This window comes from Sinorhizobium chiapasense, assembly GCF_045277575.1.
GTDB classification, from domain to species: Bacteria; Pseudomonadota; Alphaproteobacteria; order Rhizobiales; family Rhizobiaceae; genus Ensifer; species Ensifer chiapasense_A.
In genome coordinates this window covers 185,718-200,191 of sequence record NZ_CP144206.1, presented here as the reverse complement: position 1 = coordinate 200,191, position 14,474 = coordinate 185,718, and the positions used below count along the sequence as shown (strand labels likewise).

Here is a 14,474-nt window from a genome sequence, read left to right as displayed (position 1 = left end):
GAAAACGATGGAGCTCATCAAATCCGACCTGACCCGACGCGGACCTGAAATCGATGGCTACGTCTCAGACAGCAAGGAGATAGCCAGGCCCCAACCCTCCACCGCCGTCGCCACCAGCCTTCCGCTGACACTTGCCGACGCTTCACCGATGTCGAGACTGCGGCATGTCGCCTGGACGGGAAATCTGCTGGTCGGCGTCTTCGTCGTGGGCCTCGGCATCTGGTCGGTTCTTGCACCGCTCAGCAGCGCGGCGATCGCGTCCGGCGTCGTCGAGACCGAAGCGAACCGCAAGACCATCCAGCATCTCGAAGGCGGGATCGTCAGGCGGATCCTGGTCCGCAACGGCGACGCGGTATCTGCCGGTCAGGTGCTGATCAAGCTTGACGACACGAAACCCCGCTCGGAACGGGACAGCCTTCGCGGCCAACTCTGGGATGCCGAGGCGCGGCAGGCGCGGCTGACCGCCGAACAGGACGGTTCGGACCACCTAGCGTTTCCGCCCGATCTCGTGGAGCAGGCCGGCAACTACCGCGTGATTCGCGACATCCTCGACGGGCAGCAGAACATCTTCGATGCGCGGCGCCAGGTGATGCAGTCGGAAATCGTGATCACGCAGCAGAAGATCAAGGAGGTGCTGGAGGAAATCGCCGGCCTGAGCGCCCAGAAGGCATCCCTGGTCGAAAGAAACGCCATATCGCACCAGGAGCTTGAAACCGTCTCGATGCTGACCGAGAAAGGCCTAGAACGAAGGAGCCGGGCCCTCGTCCTGGCGCGGGAAAAGGCTGACATCGGCGGCCAGATCGGCGAAGTCTCCGCACGCATATCCCGTGCCCACCAGGTCATCAGCGAGTCGCAGTCCTACATCGTCAAGCTGCGTAGCGACCGGTTGAATGAGGTCGCGCTCACGCTGCGCGACACGGAAAACCAACTGGCGCAGCTACGCGAACGCCTGAACACCATCGATGATCAATTGGCGAGAACGGAGATCCGGGCGCCCGACGACGGAGTGATCATGGACCTGCGCGTCCACACCACAGGCGGCGTCATCGGTGCCGGAGAGCCGCTGGCCGACCTCGTGCCGGACGCCGGCGCACTGGTCGTGGCAGCGCGGGTGAAACCGGAAGACATCGCCCAGGTCCATGCCGGGCTCGAGGCTCAGGTTCATCTCATTCCGTACAACCAGAGGCGGGTTCCGCTATTGAAGGGCACGGTCTCCTATGTGTCCGCCGATCACCTGGTCGACCGGCAAACCGGGCACACCTACTACGCCGCAACGATCCGCGTTACCGATGAGCGGCTGGGTCGGATGCCGGGCGTGGAGATGGTACCGGGCATGCCGGTGCGGGCCATGATAGAGACCGGTACGAGCAGCGTGGCGCTTTATGCGCTGCGTCCGTTGATTGACAGTTTCAACACCGCATTTCGCGAGAACTGAGATATGCCGCGCGGGTACGCCGTGGCCTATCCCATGGGCTCTGTCTTTTGCCCTCGCGATCACATGTGCCACTCGGTCCCCCGAAGGACAGCCGCGATGGGCAAACGCAAGTTCAATGACGACGAAGTCCTGGAGATCCTGAAGGAGCATCAGCACGGTGCAACCGTCGCCGATGTCTGCCACCGGCATGGCATCAGCCCGCCGACTTTCTATCGGTGGCAATCGCTGCAAAGCAGGGGCCCCAACTTCGATGCGGACCGCATAAAGGCGCTCGAAGTGGAGAATCAGAAGCTCAAGAGGCTGCTGGCCGAAGCCATGCTGACGGCGGCCACCCTCAGCGAGATGCTCGAAAAGACATCACGTTGACGACGCTGCTGCCGTTGGTGGCGGCGGCATGACCGTCTCCGGCGGTTGCCCGGTCGGCCAGCAAGGCGACGACCTCGGTTCGGTTCTGCACCTGCAATTTGCGCATGATGTGCTGCAGATGCATCTTCACCGTGTGGTCGGACAGATTGAGCTTTCCGGCGATCACCTTGTTCGAAGACCCGCAGCGCAGTTCGGCAAGGACGTCCGCCTCGCGGGGCGTGAAGTCGGCGAGCGCAAACTCGCTTCGGTAGGCGCTGATCGGCACCCTTTCGCTTTGGCGAGCGGCAGCGGCACAATCGGTGAGCGCGGCAAGCGGGTCTGGACAGAAGACGCCACCGGCAAGGATCAGCCGCAAGCCTGCAAGCGCCAACTCGATCCGCAAGGATGTCGTGAAGAAGCCGCGAACGCCAAGCTTGAGAACGTCGGCGGCAGTCGCCTTGTCGTCCGTGTCCGAGAGCACCGCAACTGGTACGTCCGGAAAGCACTTGCGAATTTTCGCAAGCGCGTCATGCAAGCTGTACCCGACGTCGCCTCGAGCGCTCAAGTCCAGCACAATTAAACGCACGTCGTAGCCGAGCGCCTGGTCAAGGCAGTCGGTCGAAACCATATCGATAAAGTTCCAACCGGAGAGTTCGCACTCGAGAATGGCGACGATGACGCTGCGCACCAGCGTCTGACGTTCTATCACGATCCCCGTCGGCGTACGGTCCTTGCGGCACGGCGTTCCTGAACTGATGGACATGCGTCACCCCCAGGATTCGTTTGCGACAAGATTGTGACGCTAAAATATTTCCGTTCTGATAGTCTGTCATGAGAAAATCGGAATTAATCCGATCGGGCAGCTTCAGCAACACTTTGAAAACACTATGTATTTCTTGAAATACTGATGAAGCTTGTAACATATGTTGAGCAGCATGCCTGAGAACCTCTCGGAAAGAGGGCGGCAGGGCGCAACCATCAGTTCACGCTCGTTCCCACAACACACGCGCACGGCGTCCCATTCAATTCAGCAAAAGCGACTTTAAGCGCCGGATCCGTCTGGCGGTCGTCGACGTCTTCAGAACCCGAAGGACTGTTGCGTCAATTCGGCCGGCTGACCCAAATGGACGCCTTCCAGCTCGAGCATGCGGGTCTTGGTGGTGGAACCGCCGGGCGCCGAGAAGCCGCCAATCTTGCCGCCGGCGGCAAGCACCCGGTGACAAGGGATGATCAAGGATACCGGATTCCTGGCCATGGCCTGACCGACATCACGCGCCGCCTCCGGCCCGGCACCCAGCTCCTTTGCCAGCGCACCGTAGGTGGTCGTCTGTCCCCAGCGCAGCGCGCGGGTCGCGGCATAGATGCGCCGGAAGAGCTCGTCCTGCCCTTCCAGATCGACCGTAAACCCGGTGAAGTCGACTTCCTTACCGTCGAAGTAGCGTTGGACGGCTTCCACGGCTTCCCGGATTTCGGAGATCGGTTCGGAAGCCTCGGCGGCCGGCAGACGCCGCAACAGCAGCCGCTCGGTTGCCTCTGCCGTACGGGTCGGTAGTTGGAAGCGCGTGATGCCCACGTCGTTCCAGGCGATGCCGCAAAACCCGGCGGCAGTTTCGAAGATGAAATAGCGATGTCCTGCCTGGTCCATCGGTACGGCCTCCCTGTGTCTCCCCACCAAAATCGTGCCTGAGAGGCAAGAATTCAACCCGTTTCCTGCCATCAGGCCCGCCGCTTGACTGCGTGGTTGCTCGAAATCAGGCGCATCGTCGCGAACGCAGCCATTTGCGAAAGCTTTACGGTTGTCGGGCAAGGTTCCGGCCGAACATCAGGAGACGATGGTGGACATCCTGCATACCCCGACGATCATGCTCAGTTCGTTCGCGACGCTGGTGATCTTCGCCGTTTTCTTCGGCCTTGCCTGGCGGCAGGAACGCAAAAGCCTCGAACTGCTTCTGTGGTCCTCGGCCTTCTCCGTCGGCGCGATCGGTTTCGTCCTGCTGACGTTGCGCGGCGACGGCTACAATTTCATCACCATCTCGCTCGGCAATGCGCTCGCCGTGCTGGCGCTGGCGATGATCTGGCTCGGTCTGCGCGCTTTCGACAATCAGTCGCTGAAGATCGCCTCCGCACTTTTCGGACCGATCCTCTGGATCGCAGTGACCTACTTCTCCGATTTCTTCCGCGAAAGCGTCACGAGCAGGATCGTTCTCTACTCGATCCTGATCTTCGCCTATTCGGCATTGATCGCGCTTGAGATCTTCCGCTCCGACAACTTCCGCAGACTGCCGAGCTCCTATATCGTCGCCTTCGTTTTCGCCACGCATGGCGTGCTCTATCTTGCCCGCATTCCGCTGATCGCCTTGTGGCCGCTCGCCGGCAACACGGCGGCGGGAACGGCACAGCCGCTCTGGTATCAACTTCTGACCTTCGAGCTGTTTCTTCACAGCCTTGCCGGCGGGTTTGCCTTCTTCGCGCTCGTAAAGGAACGAACACAGCAACGCTATAAGCTCGCCTCCGAAACCGACGCGTTGACGGGTGTACCGAACCGTCGCGCCTTCCTCAGGCAGCTTGACGCCCAACTCGCCACGGGCGCGGTGAAAGGGGCGCTGCTCTATCTCGACATTGATCACTTCAAGGCCATCAACGATCGTTTTGGGCATGCGGCCGGCGACCAGGTGCTGATCGAATTTGCCGATATCGTCTCCAAGGCCGTGCCCGATGACGCTTTCATCGCACGGATCGGCGGAGAGGAATTCGCCGCCTGCCTGCCCCATGTGGACCGTCCGGCTGCGATCGCCATCGCCGACGGTATTCGCAGCTCGCTCGAAGAGCGCCGGCTCGGCACAACCAAGGGCGTGCTGTCGGCGACCGTCAGCATCGGTATCGCCTTCGCCGATGACCATGCGGATTCGCATGCACTCATCTCGGCCGCCGACGCCGCTCTCTATGCGGCGAAAACGGCCGGCCGAAATGCCGTTTGGTCGATGGACGGATCCGGCGCGCCGCAGTTCGCCGCCGGGCCTGCCGGCATCGACGGATCCGCGGCGACGCTGCTGTCGTTGAGGCCATCCCGAAGCGGGGTCGCACCGCGACAGCCGAGTGCTTCCTGAGCCGGGACATCGCGCACCGCAATGGGCTCCCTGCACCGCAAGTTGCAGCGCTGTTTACACGGCGGGGAAATAGGGATATTTGTTATCCTTAATAGGTGCAGATGGCATCGGCCGAACGAATGCATGATCGTTAGAACACATGATCCTTAAGAGCCAAGTCGAATGGGCGTTGCATTGCTGCGCTATCCTCGCGGGCCTGCCTGAGGGCCGCTACCTCTCGACGAAGGCGCTTGCCGAATTCCACGGGCTTCCCAAGGAATATCTGTCGAAGGCGCTGCAGAGCCTCTCGCAAGCCGGCCTTGTCCACACCACCCTCGGTCCGTCGGGCGGATACCGGCTGGCAAAAGCGCCGGCCGAATTGACCTTTCTCGATATTGTCGAAGCGGTCGAAGGCAAGGGGCGAACCTTCGTCTGCACCAACATCAGGTCCAACAATCCCTGTCGCGCACCTGGTTATTGCGAAAGCACGCCATGCGCCGTGGCGCGCATCATGTGGGAAGCGGACGAAGCCTGGCGGGAGAAACTGCGCAATGTGCGCTTGTCCGACCTGATCGAAACCCTGTCGAAGGAAATTCCCGCAGACCTCATGAAGCGTACATTCGGCTGGGTGCTAGAGCGCGCCGGCTGAACGGAGTCCGGTGGTTGTCTCGGCAGGCGGGGCATAGAAATATGCCTGCGGCGGCAATGCGAGCGAAAGGCCGTCTTGGCGGCATTGGCCGTGGACGCGCGCGTGGGGCGGTTACGGCCCTTTAGGTGCCAGACGACAATGCCGGCAACCCCGAGAAGATTGATCAGAACGAGCGGCAATGGCAGATTGTCGGCGAACATGATCGGCTCCAAAGGTTGCGCCCGAACGAAGGGCCGGCTGCGCGATCGGCACCCGGCCCTCCTTGCGTTACTTCGTCATTGGATAGGTCAGTTCCTTCTCGGCAGTATCGACCACGAAGACTGCGAGCAGCTTGGCCGGTTCGGTCTTGCTGCCGTTTTCACTGACGCCATGACGATCGCCGGGCATCTCGGAGAAACTCTCACCAGCCTTGTACTCCTTGACCGGGCCGTCATTGACCTTGCTTCGGATCGTACCTTCGAGGACCGTTGCGTAGATGAAGGCCGTGCTCGGATGGGTATGCGCTTCCGAGGAACCGCCCGGCCCATATTCCACCAGAACACCCTTGATGCTCTTGCCCGGGACGTTTGGCAGTTCGTGCTCGTAGACGAGCGTGACCTTGGAAGCGTCGCCGGCAGCGGCTGATCCAAACAATGCGGCCGCGACCGCAACAGCGGAAACGAGTGACTTGATCATGTCGGAAATCCTTTCGGGGTCTGGTGGTGTGCGCCAAGCACACGGTGTTTTCACTTGCGAGCGGAGGTGGCGAACCATTGCTCGAAGGTGATGCGGCCGAGCCGAGGGTTGTTGTCGGAGACGAGCGAACCGTCCTCCAGAAGTGCACCGAAATAGCGCGCTCCGCGGTCCGGCTCGACCTTGCGGCTGTCGCCGCTGGCCTCGAGATAGCGGGCGACGAGATCGCTGAGGTGCGAGCGCTCCGGGCCGGCAATTTCAATCGTGCCGTTGGCAGGGGTGGCAAGGGCGATCTCGGCCATGGCATCGGCAACATCATCCGAGGCGATCGGCTGCACGTAGGCGGGGGACATATGCACCGTGTCGCCGACCGTTCCCGCCTGGGCGATGCCGCCCAGGAACTCCATGAACTGGGTCGAGTGCACGATCGTATAGGGGATGCCGCCAGCCTTGATCAGCTTCTCCTGGGCGAGCTTGCCGCGGAAATAACCGCTTTCCTGCAACCGCTCGGTGCCGACGACCGAAAGCGCGACATGATGTTTGACGCCCGCCGCCTTTTCGGCCGCAAGCAGGTTGCGGCCGGAGGTCTCGAAGAACGTGAGCACCGCCTCGTCCTCGAAAGAGGGTGAATTGGCGAGATCGACGACGACGTCGCAACCGGCAAGCGCCTCAGCGAGCCCTTCGCCCGTGATCGTGTTCACGCCGGTATTCGGGGAGGCGGCGACCACCTCATGGCCCTGCTTTCGCAGGCGCTCGACCGTCTTGGAGCCGATGAGGCCCGTCCCGCCGATGATGACGATTTTCATGGAACCCTCCAATCGCTGCGGCGCATGCCGCGTTGCTCGATCACTCTGGAACAGGGGTTAGTTCAGTCCGGCCTTGTCGAGACCATAGAGTTTGTCGGCCGAACCGGGTACGTTCTTGAAGGCAACGCTGACACGGTTCCACGCATTGATGACCGAGATTGCGAACGTCAGGTCAGAGATTTCCTTCTCCGAAAGCTGGCCGCGTACACGCTCGTAAAGTTCGTCCGGAATGCCACCTTCGGGCAATTTCGTCACCGCCTCGGTCCAGGCCAGCGCTGCGCGTTCGCGCGGGATGAAGAGATTCGATTCACGCCAGATCGCGACGTGGTAGAGGCGCAATTCGCTCTCGCCGTGGATCTTCGCTTCCTTCACATGCATGTCGAGACAGAAGGCGCAGCCGTTGATCTGCGAGGCCCGGATGTTCACGAGGTCGCGGATCTTCTGCTCGATAACGCTGTCCTTCAGGCTGAAGCTGAGGTCGGAGAGCTTCTTCACGAACTCGGGGGAATGCTGTGCGTAGTTCAGGCGCTGTGTCATGGCTTTTTGCTCCGTTATTAAGGACAATAAATATCCTTATGGACACAAGATATCCTTAATCTCTGGACAGTAAAGCGCATTGGGCATACATTCGGCGCATAAGGCTTATGCCGAAACGTTTGGGGACCTGAATGGACATTGTCTCTGCGCTGAGAGCCTTCCTGCGGGTGGCGGAAACGGGCTCGTTCTCCGCAGCAGCGCTCGACCTCAACCTGACACAGCCGGCCGTGTCGCGGCAGGTATCGGCGCTGGAAGAGCACCTGAACACGCGCCTTCTGCATCGAACGACGAGCGCGCTGGCGCTCACCGCCGAGGGTGAACATATGATTCCGATGGCGCTGAGAGTGGTCGAGGCGGTGGACGCACTCAACGAGGCGTCCTGCGCCGAGACCGCCATGGTGTCCGGACGCGTACGGCTCACACTGCCTGCACCACTCGGCCTCTATGTCAGCGACCGTCTCGCTGCCTTCCTTGGGGGGCATCCGGGCCTGTCGGTCGAATTGATCTTCCGCGAAGAACCGTCTGATCTCGTCGGCGAAGGCATCGATCTCGAAGTGCGCCTCGGCCCTGTGTCAGACAGCAGCCTGATGTGCCGTCGCATCGGCTGGACGACCGCCTTTCTCGTCGCAGCACCCGCTTATCTCGACGGAAGAAGCGCACCGAAAACGCCGGATGAGATCGGCGACCACGAATGTATCTGTTATAGCCGCGGCGGAGACGGGCGCTCCTGGGCCTTTTCCGATGGATCCGACGACATCTTCGTGCGCATCGCGCCGCGTCTCGTCGCCAACAACGCGGTGGCCGTGCACCGGGCGGTATTGGCAGGGGGCGGACTTGCGGTTCTTTCACATATCCTGGCCTGCCCTGACATCGAAGCCGGCAGGCTGGTGAACGTCATGCCGGACTTTCCTCCGGCACGCCTGCCGATCAGCGTCGTCTATCCGTCACGCCGGAACATGCCGCTGAGGGTGCGGACGGTTCTCGACTTCCTCGTGCAGGTCGTCCGGGAGGACCCCTTGATGGCGTCCGCCTCCTAACCACGAAACGCTTCGCTCAGCGGTGGCCGGTCGTCGCGCGCAAAGGGAGACCGTTGAAGGCCTTGATCTCCTTCAGAACGAAGGTCGTCTGCATTTCCTTGATGCAGGGCAGTCGCCGCACGACCTTCATGGCGAAGTCCGAGTAGGAATCGAGGTCGGATGAAACGACCTGGAGAAGGAAGTCCGCATCGCCGGCAATGCTGTAGCAGGCGACGACGCTGTCGAGCTTCATCACTTCGTCGGCAAAGGCATCGGCTTCCGCCTCCGTGTGGCTGTCGATCTTCACCCGGATGAAGGCAAGCACCCCCAAGCCGATTTCCCTCCTGTTCAAGACGGCCATGTAGCCCTGAATGACACCATCATCCTCAAGCTGGCGCACGCGCCGCCAGCACGGCGAGGTCGACATGCCGACTTCCTCCGAAAGCGCCTGGTTGCTCAGGCGCCCGTCATTTTGCAGGGCGGTCAATATCTTCACGTCGGCAGGGGTTAAAGTCGTAGGCATATTCTACCTCGAAGGCCATTAGCTTGGGTAGAATCTACCCCATCCGAACCACTTTCCGCAACATCCGAAAGAACCTACCTTGAAGCTCGGTTTATTCTCCCGATCGAGAATCACAAAAGGAATAGACCGCCGTGCTTCAGGACATCCGCCTCGCCATCGTCGTCAATCCGGAGCTGTCACCGGGCCACCTCGCCAACACCATCGCGGCGATTTCCATCGGCATCGGATCGGCGATGCCCCACCTTGGCAACCAGAGACTGACGGACAGCAGGCAGAATACGATCGATATCAGTTCCAACCGCCCCGTTCCGGTTCTGCAGGCCGACAGTCGCACGATCGGCGCGCTGCTTCTAAAGGCGCTGGCGAAACAGGAGGATCGGATCGTTGTGCCGTTTCCGGCCTTCGCGCGCTCGCTGCACATCTTTGCGGATTATGAAGCCCAGTTCCCGAAACGAGACCTTGCTGAGGAAGTGATCGACGGCATTGGCCTCGCAGGCACCGCCAAATGGGTGAAATCGCTGACGGGATCCCTGAAGCTGCTCAGGTGATGCGCACCGAAGTGAGCGGCGCCCGTTCGCAGGGACGCCGCCCATGCCCATGTATATTTTTTTCATATCAGCGCAACATCACACGGGAAAGTAGCGACACATTCGCAACACCTCCCGCCATTCGCTCCGGAATTGCTGCCTCTCCGCCAGAAAGGCTCTTTCCAAGCTTGACGGCATCTGTCGTGCACGACAAGCTCTGAAAACGATTTTCAGAATATCAGAATTGCTTCATAACCGCATCGGCTCGACGGCGCCGCCGCTGCCGAGGCCGGAGCGTGCGATACCGACATCTATTGGGGAACAATGCGCATGACCAATCAACGGCTCATCATGCTGATCTTCTTCCTTCAGCCGATTGCCTTCGGCGCCTGGCTGCCGCGCATTCCCGATGTACAGCAGCGGCTTGGTCTCGGACCGGCAGAGCTCGCCGTTGCGCTCCTCGGCATGCCGGTGGGCATCCTGCTTACCCTGCCCTTCGCCGGGCGTTTCGTCGCCTGGATCGGCGGCCGCGCCACCATCCTCTACGGTTTCGTGGTCTTTCTGGCACTTGTCTGGCTGCCGACATGGGCGTCAAGCATCGAAGGACTCTTCGTGACACTCGCCATCGTCGGCGTGGCGCTGGCAACGCTCGAGCTCGGCCTCAACGTCGAGGCCGACGCGATCGAAAAGCACTCCGGGCAGTTGATCATGAGCACCTGCCACGGGTTCTGGAGCCTCGGCATCATGACCGGGAGCCTGATCGGTGTCGGCTTCGCCGCGCTCCGCGTCGCGCCGGAATGGGCCGTGCCGCTGACGGCCGCGCTCATGCTGCCGATCAGCGTCGCCTTTGCCAGCCAGCTGCCGCGCCTCCAGACCGGCGAGGCCGCGGTTGCAGAGGCGACGCCATCCAGGCGACGGTTGCCTAGCCTTGCACTGCTTGGCGTCTGCTTCTTCGTCGTCGGCATCACCATGACCGAAGGCGCCGTGGCGGACTGGTCGGCCGTCTTTCTTCGCGACGTCTACGGGCTTTCCGGCGCCAGCGCCGGCTTCGGTTATTCGATCTTCGCCTTCATGGTGGCAGCCGGCCGCTTCGCCGGCGACCGGCTGAAGGCGAGCTATGGACCGGTTGCCGTCGCGCGTGCCTGCGGCATCGCCAGCGTTACCGGGCTGGTTCTGGTGGTCATGAGCCCCGCCGCCTGGGTCGCACTTGCCGGTTTTGCCGCCATGGGCTTCGGCGTTTCGGTCGGCTTCCCGCTCGCCGTCACCGCTGCGGCCGACCAGAAGGACCGGCCGGCCGCCGCCAGCGTCGCCATCCTGTCGTTTATCGCGCTTCTGGGCTTCCTGCTCGGACCACCGCTGATCGGCCTCGTCGCCGAACACAGCGACATGCGCTTCGGCCTTGGCGTGCTCGTGCCCTTCCTCGCCGTCAGCCTGCTTTTGACCGGCCGGTTAAAGCCCGCCGCCCGCGTAACCACGCAGGATGCTCGACAGGCCGCCAGCCGCGCGTAACGGCCGCCGCGATATGCGATGCGAAAATCCCCGGCCGAAATCGACCGGGGCTTTCGCCGTCAGCGGCAGGCGTGCTTACTTGCGCGCCGCCATGGTGTTGTAACTGGTGATGAGGTTGCGGTAGTCGGGGATGTGGTTGGAAAAGAGCGTACCGAGACCCTCAATGTCGTTGCGCCAGTCGCGGTGCAGTTCGCAGGCAACGCCGAACCAGGTCATCAGTTGAACGCCGGCGGCCGTCATGCGCGACCAGGCGGAATCGCGGGTCACCTCGTTGAACGTGCCGGAGGCGTCAGTGACCACGAAGACCTCGAAGCCTTCTTCGATCGCTGAAAGCGCCGGAAACGCCACACAGACCTCGGTCACCACGCCGGCGATCAGCAGCTGCTTCTTGCCGGTGGCCTTCACCGCCTTGACGAAATCCGCGTTGTCCCAGGCATTGATCTGACCCGGACGGGGAATGAAAGGCGCGTCGGGAAACAGTTCCTTCAGTTCCGGCACCAGCGGGCCGTTCGGGCCGTCTTCGAAGCTGGTGGTGAGAACCGTCGGCAGCTTGAAATATTTGGCGAGATCGCCGAGCGCCAGGACATTGTTCTTGAACTTGTCCGGATCGAAGTCGCGCACCAACGACAGAAGACCGGTCTGATGGTCGACGAGCAGGACGGCAACATCATCCTTGTTGAGACGTACGTAGGGCTTGGTCATCGGAAGTCCTTTCCTTCGCTTGGTTTCATCACCGCCGGCGGTGCGTTCGTCGCTGCCTGATCCGCTGTGATTGACTTTAGGCTACTGCAGGACGAACTATGCAAAAAGATTGTGAGTTTCGACGCAGCGTTCTATTTGTAGAACGATGCAAGACCTAAACGACCTCTATTATTTCGTGCAAGTCGTGGAGCATGGCGGCTTTGCGGCAGCGGCACGGGCGACCGGAACACAAAAGTCCCGACTGAGCCGACGGATCGCGATGCTGGAGGACCGGCTCGGTGTCCGGCTGATCCAGCGCTCGCCGCGCCGGTTCTTCGTCACCGATGTCGGCCGCGAATACTATCAGCGCTGCGTCGCCGTGTTGATCGAGGCCGAAGCGGCCGACGCCTTCATCGCGCAGCACCAGGGAGAACGCAGGGCACCATCCGGGTGAGCTGCCCGACGGCGCTGATCTCCTTCCAATTCGGCCGGCTCTTCGCCCGGTTCATGACCGCCCATCCGAAAATCAGCCTGCAGCTCGAAAGCACCAACCGCCGCGTGGACGTGATCGCCGAGGGCTTCGACGTCTCGATCCGGGTGCGGTTTCCGCCGCTGGAAAGAAGCGAGCTCGTCATGCGAAAGCTCGACGACAGCTCGCAATATCTCGTCACCAAACCGGGATTCCTGAAGGAACCGATCCAGGCACCGGAACAACTGACGGGGCTCGCGAGCCTCGCCTGGACATCCGCCACCCATAGCTATGAATGGCGGCTGGAAAGTGCCGCAGGCGAGCAGGCGGTCGTCCGGCACGAGCCACGCTTCCTGACCGACGATATGGCGGCGCTGCGCGAAGCCGCGCTCGACGGCGCCGGCATCGTGCAATTGCCGACGATGATGATCTGGAAGGACCTGGTGGCCGGAACCCTGGTGCCGGTGCTGCCGCAATGGCGGCCGGCGTCAGGCATCGTGCACGCCGTCTTTCCCTCACGACGCGGGCTTTTGCCGTCGGTTCGCACCTTCATCGACTTCCTCGCCCTGGAATGCGCTGCCGACCGCCTGACGATCGACGAGAGCCTGGCATGGCCGACGAAGACCACCCATATGGGCGGCTGAAGCGCCTCAAAGGCAACTCTCTGCCGCGGGTCGCCGACCCATGCGCGGGGCGCATAGTAGCCATTCCTTGCATCCCGCGCCGCTATTCACGATCTTAATGAGGAAGCCGCGTTCGACGCCGGCTCCCTTCAGCATTCCATCACAGTCGTAGACTTTTCCCCCCGGCCCTCGGCCGGCGCGGCCAATTCCGGCTTGAACAACAGGGAAGGTAATCATGCAGACATCTGCCAAGACGCTTGACGCCAAGACACTGGACAAGATGACGCTTCACGAGCGTTCGGACATGATGGCGCTCGTCGCAGACGCACTCGAGGCGACGGCCGAAAAGGCCTACGAGATCGGCGATGATCGGTTCGCAGAGAATTCGATCAGCCTCGCCAACATCATCACCAGTTGTGCCGACGATCTGATCGCTGGCGACTTGCCGGCAGCCGAACTTCTGCTGCAGCAGGGCATCGCGTTGCTCAGCCTGTTTCCGGGCGAGCCCCGAGCGTTCACCTTGCACTAAAGGCTTGAGACTACGGCCGGCGGTTCCGCCGGCCGTCAAAGCATCGCGCGGCCTGCGCCCCTCCGCCAGCATCCCCTGCCCGACCCGGCAGCAGCCGATGGTATCTCAGCCACTCAAGCGCCTTCGAGGGCGAGATCCACCGCAGCGAGCGCGTGGATCTCGGTGGTATCGAAGACCGGGACTGGGCTGTCTACCTGCGAAATCAGAAGCATGATCTCCGTGCAGCCCATGATGATCGCTTCCGCGCCCGCAGCGACAAGCCGCGCGATGATGGCGCGATAGGCGTCGCGCGAGCTGTCCTTGACGATGCCGGCGACGAGTTCGCGATAGATAATCTCGTGCACCTTGGCGCGGTCTTCCGCCTCCGGCACCAGCACATCCAGCCCGAACGCGTCTTTCAGGCGGCCCTTGTAGAAATCCTGCTCCATGGTGAAGGCGGTGCCGAGCAGGCCAACCTTGCCGAGGCCTGCCGCCCTGATCTTCTCGGCGGTCGGGTCGGCAATATGAAGCAGCGGGATGGAGACGGCTGCCGAAACGTCGGCGGCCATCTTGTGCATGGTGTTGGTGCATATCATCAGGAAATCGGCGCCGCCTGCTTCCAGTCGGCGGGCGGCCGCGATCATTTCCGCCGTCAGCGCCGGCCAATTTCCATCGTGCTGAAGCCGCTCGATTTCACCGAAATCCATCGACCACATCAGCGACTTTGCCGAATGCACGCCGCCGAGCCGGTCGCGGACCGTTTCGTTGATGATGCGGTAATACTGGGCGGAGCTCTCCCAGCTCATCCCGCCGATTAGCCCAATGACCTTCACCTGGCGTCTCCTCTTTCCAACGATCTTCGGGCTAACAAATCGCAGGCGATAGCGAAAGCTCCTGCGCGCGGGATTTCCCTGATGAGACAGGCATTTCCTCGCCCGAAACCGAGCCGGCCCTGCCCGCCTCCATCAAGCCTGGCGTTCGACAATGCCCGTGACACGACGGCCTCCGGTTGACATTTCCGACTTTGTGTTCTTTTATATTCCAAAATAAAGAACGTCATAGCATAACTATGGAATAAGAGGTGGAGC

The 14,474-nt window shown here is 61.7% G+C and carries 16 protein-coding genes and 2 pseudogenes; 9 read left to right on the top strand and 9 right to left on the bottom strand.

Features of this window, described 5'->3' with window-relative positions; all coding sequences use genetic code 11:
* The first annotated feature begins 7 nt into the window (after positions 1-7).
* Together QM996_RS19905 and QM996_RS19900 are read left to right on the top strand one after the other, a co-directional pair.
* The gene (locus QM996_RS19905) at positions 8-1,435 is read left to right on the top strand and encodes an HlyD family type I secretion periplasmic adaptor subunit (RefSeq protein WP_334197793.1); all 1,428 of its coding nucleotides are present in this window, start codon (positions 8-10) and stop codon (positions 1,433-1,435) included.
* Between the two features lie 96 nt (positions 1,436-1,531).
* A complete protein-coding gene (locus QM996_RS19900; RefSeq protein WP_334197792.1) occupies positions 1,532-1,801 on the top strand; it encodes a transposase in 270 nt (89 codons plus the stop codon).
* Here QM996_RS19900 and QM996_RS19895 read toward each other — a convergent pair.
* Positions 1,770-2,543 (bottom strand): LuxR C-terminal-related transcriptional regulator, encoded by a 774-nt coding sequence (locus QM996_RS19895; RefSeq protein ID WP_334197791.1) that lies wholly within the window; start codon positions 2,541-2,543, stop codon positions 1,770-1,772. The two genes, QM996_RS19900 and QM996_RS19895, sit on opposite strands and share 32 nt — an antisense overlap.
* A 315-nt stretch (positions 2,544-2,858) precedes the next feature.
* Positions 2,859-3,425 (bottom strand): methylated-DNA--[protein]-cysteine S-methyltransferase, encoded by a 567-nt coding sequence (locus tag QM996_RS19890; protein ID WP_334197790.1) that lies wholly within the window; start codon positions 3,423-3,425, stop codon positions 2,859-2,861.
* Positions 3,426-3,612: 187 nt separating this feature from the next.
* On the opposite strand from QM996_RS19890, the gene QM996_RS19885 reads away from it, so the two are divergent.
* On the top strand, positions 3,613-4,887 hold the full coding sequence (locus tag QM996_RS19885; protein WP_500270458.1) for a GGDEF domain-containing protein: 1,275 nt from the start codon (positions 3,613-3,615) through the stop codon (positions 4,885-4,887).
* Positions 4,888-5,026: 139 nt separating this feature from the next.
* Positions 5,027-5,515: an RrF2 family transcriptional regulator gene (locus tag QM996_RS19880; protein WP_334197788.1), complete on the top strand. Its 489-nt coding sequence runs from the start codon at positions 5,027-5,029 to the stop codon at positions 5,513-5,515.
* A gap of 101 nt (positions 5,516-5,616) precedes the next feature.
* Here QM996_RS19880 and QM996_RS19875 read toward each other — a convergent pair.
* The 4 genes and pseudogenes from QM996_RS19875 to QM996_RS19860 all read right to left on the bottom strand — a co-directional run.
* Positions 5,617-5,715 (bottom strand): annotated as a pseudogene (locus QM996_RS19875) (mechanosensitive ion channel family protein); the annotation flags it as partial.
* Positions 5,716-5,782: 67 nt separating this feature from the next.
* On the bottom strand, positions 5,783-6,190 hold the full coding sequence (locus tag QM996_RS19870) for a cupin domain-containing protein (protein WP_334197787.1): 408 nt from the start codon (positions 6,188-6,190) through the stop codon (positions 5,783-5,785).
* 50 nt (positions 6,191-6,240) lie between these two features.
* Entirely contained in the window at positions 6,241-6,993 is a 753-nt protein-coding gene (locus QM996_RS19865) for an SDR family oxidoreductase (RefSeq protein ID WP_334197786.1), read from the bottom strand.
* A 57-nt stretch (positions 6,994-7,050) separates the two neighbouring features.
* Positions 7,051-7,530, bottom strand: coding sequence for a carboxymuconolactone decarboxylase family protein (locus tag QM996_RS19860; protein WP_334197785.1), 480 nt, complete (start codon positions 7,528-7,530; stop codon positions 7,051-7,053).
* Between the two features lie 131 nt (positions 7,531-7,661).
* Between QM996_RS19860 and QM996_RS19855 the strand changes: the two genes are divergently transcribed.
* Positions 7,662-8,567 (top strand): LysR family transcriptional regulator, encoded by a 906-nt coding sequence (locus QM996_RS19855; RefSeq protein ID WP_334197784.1) that lies wholly within the window; start codon positions 7,662-7,664, stop codon positions 8,565-8,567.
* A gap of 16 nt (positions 8,568-8,583) precedes the next feature.
* Here the strand turns inward: QM996_RS19855 and QM996_RS19850 are convergent, their stop codons facing one another.
* Complete coding sequence (locus QM996_RS19850; protein WP_334197783.1) at positions 8,584-9,069, bottom strand: Lrp/AsnC family transcriptional regulator; 486 nt, start codon at positions 9,067-9,069, stop codon at positions 8,584-8,586.
* Positions 9,070-9,200: 131 nt separating this feature from the next.
* Between QM996_RS19850 and QM996_RS19845 the strand changes: the two genes are divergently transcribed.
* On the top strand, positions 9,201-9,617 hold the full coding sequence (locus tag QM996_RS19845; protein ID WP_334197782.1) for a DUF2000 domain-containing protein: 417 nt from the start codon (positions 9,201-9,203) through the stop codon (positions 9,615-9,617).
* A 309-nt stretch (positions 9,618-9,926) separates the two neighbouring features.
* Positions 9,927-11,105: an MFS transporter gene (locus tag QM996_RS19840; protein ID WP_334197781.1), complete on the top strand. Its 1,179-nt coding sequence runs from the start codon at positions 9,927-9,929 to the stop codon at positions 11,103-11,105.
* A gap of 75 nt (positions 11,106-11,180) precedes the next feature.
* On the opposite strand, the gene ycaC is transcribed toward QM996_RS19840, so the two are convergent.
* Positions 11,181-11,807 (bottom strand): isochorismate family cysteine hydrolase YcaC, encoded by a 627-nt coding sequence (gene ycaC / locus QM996_RS19835; RefSeq protein ID WP_173518979.1) that lies wholly within the window; start codon positions 11,805-11,807, stop codon positions 11,181-11,183.
* 145 nt (positions 11,808-11,952) lie between these two features.
* On the opposite strand from ycaC, the pseudogene QM996_RS19830 reads away from it, so the two are divergent.
* Positions 11,953-12,899 (top strand): annotated as a pseudogene (locus QM996_RS19830) (LysR substrate-binding domain-containing protein).
* A 214-nt stretch (positions 12,900-13,113) separates the two neighbouring features.
* Positions 13,114-13,407: a hypothetical protein gene (locus QM996_RS19825; protein WP_334197780.1), complete on the top strand. Its 294-nt coding sequence runs from the start codon at positions 13,114-13,116 to the stop codon at positions 13,405-13,407.
* A gap of 113 nt (positions 13,408-13,520) precedes the next feature.
* Here QM996_RS19825 and QM996_RS19820 read toward each other — a convergent pair whose 3' ends face one another.
* On the bottom strand, positions 13,521-14,219 hold the full coding sequence (locus tag QM996_RS19820; RefSeq protein WP_334197779.1) for an aspartate/glutamate racemase family protein: 699 nt from the start codon (positions 14,217-14,219) through the stop codon (positions 13,521-13,523).
* Positions 14,220-14,474: the final 255 nt, after the last annotated feature.

Bases quoted from the DNA above. Each gene is read 5' to 3' on its own strand.
- QM996_RS19890 (WP_334197790.1), bottom strand. From the start codon at position 3,425: ATGGACCAGGCAGGACATCGCTATTTCATCTTCGAAACTGCCGCCGGG.
- QM996_RS19865 (WP_334197786.1), bottom strand. From the start codon at position 6,993: ATGAAAATCGTCATCATCGGCGGGACGGGCCTCATCGGCTCCAAGACG.
- QM996_RS19840 (WP_334197781.1), top strand. From the start codon at position 9,927: ATGACCAATCAACGGCTCATCATGCTGATCTTCTTCCTTCAGCCGATT.
- QM996_RS19885 (WP_500270458.1), top strand. From the start codon at position 3,613: ATGGTGGACATCCTGCATACCCCGACGATCATGCTCAGTTCGTTCGCG.
- QM996_RS19855 (WP_334197784.1), top strand. From the start codon at position 7,662: ATGGACATTGTCTCTGCGCTGAGAGCCTTCCTGCGGGTGGCGGAAACG.
- QM996_RS19895 (WP_334197791.1), bottom strand. From the start codon at position 2,543: ATGTCCATCAGTTCAGGAACGCCGTGCCGCAAGGACCGTACGCCGACG.
- QM996_RS19900 (WP_334197792.1), top strand. From the start codon at position 1,532: ATGGGCAAACGCAAGTTCAATGACGACGAAGTCCTGGAGATCCTGAAG.
- QM996_RS19870 (WP_334197787.1), bottom strand. From the start codon at position 6,190: ATGATCAAGTCACTCGTTTCCGCTGTTGCGGTCGCGGCCGCATTGTTT.
- QM996_RS19880 (WP_334197788.1), top strand. From the start codon at position 5,027: ATGATCCTTAAGAGCCAAGTCGAATGGGCGTTGCATTGCTGCGCTATC.
- QM996_RS19860 (WP_334197785.1), bottom strand. From the start codon at position 7,530: ATGACACAGCGCCTGAACTACGCACAGCATTCCCCCGAGTTCGTGAAG.
- QM996_RS19825 (WP_334197780.1), top strand. From the start codon at position 13,114: ATGCAGACATCTGCCAAGACGCTTGACGCCAAGACACTGGACAAGATG.
- ycaC (WP_173518979.1), bottom strand. From the start codon at position 11,807: ATGACCAAGCCCTACGTACGTCTCAACAAGGATGATGTTGCCGTCCTG.
- QM996_RS19905 (WP_334197793.1), top strand. From the start codon at position 8: ATGGAGCTCATCAAATCCGACCTGACCCGACGCGGACCTGAAATCGAT.
- QM996_RS19850 (WP_334197783.1), bottom strand. From the start codon at position 9,069: ATGCCTACGACTTTAACCCCTGCCGACGTGAAGATATTGACCGCCCTG.